Here is a 4,514-nt window from a genome sequence, read left to right on the forward strand (position 1 = left end):
CGGCGTAGCCGATCACGGCGAGAGGGAATCGGTACCCAGGAAGCTTCTGACCACTCAGCACCGCGTCACCCTACCCCAACAACTTGCCACAACCCCTGTGTGCCAAGGGCGGATTCCTGTTCCTGCGCTAGTCAGACCCCAAGTGGGCCAGCGTATCGGCCTTGACGCGGGCCGTGACCCCGGTGGGCAAGTCCTGCGTGGCCCGCACCAGCCATTCACTGGCTTTCATACCGGCCCACCGATCACCGCGCCGACGGCCCGCACCTGTGCGGCCCACTGGCGGCGCGATTTGGCCAGCGCCCCACCGCCCTTCTGTGTCAGGCGGTACTCGCGGCGCACCCGTCCGCCGATCTCGTGTTCCTGGCTTTCCACCAGTCCTTCGGCCTCCAGCGCGTGCAGCGCCGGGTACAGGGTGCCCTCACGGGCCTGCAGCAGACCCTCGCTGCGCGCCTTGATGGCCTGGGCGATGGCGTAGCCGTGTTCCGGCTGCCGTTCCAGCACCGCCAGGATCAGCAGGCGCAACTGCTCGCGGGTGTTCATGGCCGCAGCATACCTCTCAATCGGATGTATCTCGGCTAGAGGTATTGGCGAAGGGCCTCAGAGGACTCGAGCGACCTCAACGACACTTGAACGCCGTTCAGGTCTGGGCAAGATGATGGGCCAGGGCGGCCAGGACGCTGTGCGGCCAAAATCCAACGTTCAAGGTCTGCTTGCAGGATTCATCGTCTCATGCGGGACACGCAAGCCATCCTCCCGCCGAAGCACGAAGCAGCTTTGCCAAGATTGCTCAGCGTCCCTTGATCCAAACCGCCGCGTCGTTGATGGGCTGCGGCTCGATGGGCTGGAAGTTGTCCTGAATGATGCTGGGCGCTTTCCCTAGGCTATGCCCCAGGCCAGGGTACAGCTTCACGGTAGCCGAGACCTGGTTCTTCTTGAGGGCGTCGGTCAGGGCGTTCAGGTACTTTGCGGGCGTGTTGGCGTCGTTCTGGCCTTGCAGGATCAGGACCGGCACCTTGATCAAGGGAGCCTGGGCCGTCGTGACTGGCAGGGCACGGGCGCGAGAGTAGATGTTCAGGGGCGCTTGTGGCGTCTCGATCAAGACCTTCAGAACAGCGCGTGCGCCAGGCAGGTATTCGCTGTCCAGCTCCACGACGCCGTTCTTGTTCTGATCGAAAGCGGCCAGATTCAGTTCGTACTTCCCGGCGGTCAGGCTCTCCTGGTTCAGGGCAAACGTCAGGGCACTGGTGGCGACCAGACCCCCGGGGCCGGTGTAGGCCACGGTCAGGTTCTGGTTGGTCAGCCCCCCCGGTACCACCTGCTTCAGGTACGGCAGTTGCACGTCTGTGAGCTGTTTGTCGAACAGTTCCGCCCACGGCAGCGTCACAGGCGCTTGTAAGATCAACCCTGCGACCTCCGGGTGCTTGTTCACCAGGGCGGCGGCGACGGTGCTGCCCTCACTCCAGCCGTACACATAGATGCGCTCGGGATCGACACGCGGGTTGGCCTTGATGGCGTCCAAGGCGGTCTCGGCGTCCTTCAGAAAGGTGTTCAGATCGGCCTTGGTGTAAAAGCTCTGGTAGTCCACCTGGCCGGGGCCGCTGACGTAGTGCTTGTTGTAGCGCAGCACCGCGATCCCCTGACGGGTGAGACCCTGCGAGATGTCGGCGAAGATGCGGCTGAGCACCTTGCCGTCGGAGCCAGTGACGGTGAAATCCATGTCGGCGGGGGTAGACCCGTGAATCAGCAGCACGGCGGGCAGCTTCTCAGCCTGCGCGGCGGGATAGGTCCACTGTGCCGCACTCGTGAAATCCCCAAAGTTCAGAGTGGTATTTGTGCGCTGGAGGGATGGAGGCACCGGTACGGGGCCACCTGAGCCACCCGCCGCAGCGCAAGGACTAAGAGCGAAGGCAAGGGTCAACGTGATTTGACGCATGGTTCAACGTAACAGATCACGCTGTGGAGGATTTGAAAGGCCGTACTTAAAATCACACAGTCTGGACCGTCACGATCACTGGTTCAAGTGTCGCTCTGTACCGGACAACTCCATATTGAGAATGTGCTGGACGGCAAATCCCTGAACGTGTGACTGGTTGCGAACCGGCACGACAAATGGCGGTGTCTTGGGTGTGTACCCACGCCAAAACCCGCCGACCTCCAGCGGAGCGAACTGAAGGGCCACTTCAAAGCCTGCGTCCCTTTCCTGCGCCACGACACGCTGCAGCGTGCCCTGGGACATCGTCTTCGCGATGGTCACGGCCAGGAGCGTGAATCAGATGACCTGTGTGCTCATCTCCCCGGCACGAGTTCCATCGAAGCGAAGAAACGCCGGGTGGAACGAGGTTGCCGGGATCCTCAGCTCACAGAGCCCGGCTTCCTGGCGTTTCTCCTGGCCTGACTGCCTCCAGGGAAGTTGCTGCTCAGCCTGGACCGCACCACCTGGGAACGTGGGGAATCCCCCCTGAATCTCCTGGTCCTTGGCGTCGTCCTCCACGGGTACACCGTGCCACTCGTCTGGACCGCGCTGGACCATGACGGCAACAGCGGCACCGTGAAGTGTATTCAGCTGGTCTCACGACTGTTGCAGGCCCTTCCAGCGGCCCGCTGGAAGGGCCTGGGCGCCGACCGAGCATTCATCGGCGGCGAGTGGTTCCGCTTTCTGAGGCGCAAGAACATCAAACGGGCCATCCGCATCCGAAAAAACGCCGTCATCGACGAGCTGCGCGTGGACGAGTGGTTCGGTGATCTGAACGTTGGGGAAGTGCGGTGCCTGGCGGAACGGGCCCACGTCCACGGTGAGGTGATGCAAGTCGTCGCCACCAGGTCCCCTGCAGGGGACCTGGTGGCCATCGCCACGGATTTCAGCGTCTGGGACACCTGTGTGCTGTACCGGGCGCGCTGGACCGTGGAGTGCACCTTCGCGAGCCTCAAGGTCCGCGGCTTTGACCTGGAGCGCACGGGCATCACTCGCCCTGAACGGTTGGAACGTCTCTTCGGGCTGGTCATCCTGGCGTGGGTGAGCGGCCTGCGGGTGGGCGTGTGGCTCCAGGCACAGGGGCCAGTCAAGGTGAAGGCTCATGGCCGGGCGGCCATGAGCCTGGTGCGGTACGGCGCCGAACGTCTCGGCCATGCGCTGCGCTGGATGCTGCCCGAGTTGCCTTGCCTGATCAAGCTGCTGAGGACTCCATTTCCCATGCCAGACGGGGTTTAAAGGAAAGATGTCCGGTACAGAGCTGCTGCCCCCCTTGATGACCAGGCGCTAGACCTGGTGCAGCACAAAGTCTGGGCAAAGTGGGAAGCTCGCGTGTTTAAGATCATGGGAAAAGCTCCCTCTAGGAAAGCATTTAGCTTCCTGGGAGCAATTCGCGGCAACTTCGAGGAGAAGAATCTTCGGACTGTTCACGAAGAGATCGAGCATGTTTGCCCGGTGACGGGTTACGTAACGAAGTTTGGAGCTGACCGCGAACTAGAAGAGATCGTCAAACGGCGCCGCTGGGGGGCGGCTGACGAGCTGGCGAAGGGCCATCTCAAGACTGCTGGCCGGGGTGGTCGCTCCCCCTGGCAGCTCCTTGCAGACTTCCACCAGGGCGACGTCCATGCTGGGATGCTCTGGAAGGAATTTGTAGAGGCGTTCAAGGGCCGCGCTCAGCTCAACTGGTCCCCTGGTTTGAAGGAACGTCTAGGGCTGAATGATGACCAAGACGATACTGATGAGGCACTAGCCGCTTCCGTAGACGCTGAGGACGTGCTTCTGGCGCGTATCACGGTAGAAGACTGGAAAGTCATCCTCGACAACAAATTGCGCGGTTTGGTTCTGGAGGTTTTGCGGGCTGGCACCTGGGCCGATGTGGACAACATGCTGGCCCGCTTCCGTCCACCAAAGAACAAACTGGTCCTGAATAATGCTGCTGACTCATTGCCTGTGTCCTGCGCCCTCCAGCGTCCCCGGCCAGGGGTCGGGGGCGCGGGGGGGGCCGGGCGCGGGTTGATACGTCATAACCCGAACGCAATGAATTCTGTCTGACACGGGCTTTTTGTTTGTTTTGTCTTTTAATTGCTGTCTGGTGTTCTGGGAAGGGATCAAGGGCGCGGAGCGGGCCGCTTGCGGCCTTTACCCTTGAACCCGGTTCAGGTGGCGCAACACTCAACGGCGGAGCCGAAAGATTGAAGGTGCTTTTCCTGAACATCTTTCGGCCTGCCAAGCGGCGAGCGCCATCTTTTATCCGTGCTGCTGCGGGTTTTCGGTTTATCCCGGCCTGACCAGTCGCCGCGCCTCCGGCGCCTTGGTAACACTTGCGAAATAGCGAGCCGCGAAATGACAGGTTCACGCCGTCCCAGCGCGGGAAAAGTCACTGCCAAAAAACTCTGTCTTAGAGCCTGAGGACAGAACGGGCCGGGCTATGTTCCAGATATGGTCGAGCCGCTCGTACCCGATGACCTGTGGGCGCTTGTTCAACCGGTGATTCCTCCACCACCAGTCCGATCCCGCGGTGGTCGTCCACGCCACTGTGCCCGCC

General features: G+C 61.8%; 4 protein-coding genes and 1 pseudogene. 2 read left to right on the forward strand and 3 right to left on the reverse strand.

What is annotated here, in order from left to right; translation table 11 throughout:
• Positions 1-225: 225 nt before the first annotated feature.
• From HNQ08_RS26840 to HNQ08_RS26850, 3 genes are all read right to left on the reverse strand, one after another.
• Positions 226-540, reverse strand: a complete 315-nt coding sequence (locus HNQ08_RS26840) for a PadR family transcriptional regulator (protein ID WP_184138502.1) — start codon at positions 538-540, stop codon at positions 226-228.
• Between the two features lie 247 nt (positions 541-787).
• Positions 788-1,855 carry an alpha/beta hydrolase family protein gene (locus tag HNQ08_RS26845; protein WP_184138504.1) on the reverse strand — a complete coding sequence of 356 codons (1,068 nt, stop codon included), beginning with the start codon at positions 1,853-1,855 and terminating at the stop codon, positions 788-790.
• Positions 1,856-2,008: 153 nt separating this feature from the next.
• Positions 2,009-2,254 (reverse strand): hypothetical protein, encoded by a 246-nt coding sequence (locus tag HNQ08_RS26850; RefSeq protein ID WP_184138506.1) that lies wholly within the window; start codon positions 2,252-2,254, stop codon positions 2,009-2,011.
• Here HNQ08_RS26850 and HNQ08_RS26855 point away from each other — a divergent pair.
• Together HNQ08_RS26855 and HNQ08_RS26860 are read left to right on the forward strand one after the other, a co-directional pair.
• Positions 2,247-3,208: pseudogene (locus tag HNQ08_RS26855) on the forward strand (transposase). The gene HNQ08_RS26850 and the pseudogene HNQ08_RS26855 overlap by 8 nt on opposite strands.
• A gap of 93 nt (positions 3,209-3,301) precedes the next feature.
• Positions 3,302-4,021: a hypothetical protein gene (locus tag HNQ08_RS26860; RefSeq protein WP_184138508.1), complete on the forward strand. Its 720-nt coding sequence runs from the start codon at positions 3,302-3,304 to the stop codon at positions 4,019-4,021.
• Positions 4,022-4,514 lie beyond the last annotated feature (493 nt).

The organism is Deinococcus humi, from assembly GCF_014201875.1.
Classification (GTDB): Bacteria; Deinococcota; Deinococci; order Deinococcales; family Deinococcaceae; genus Deinococcus; species Deinococcus humi.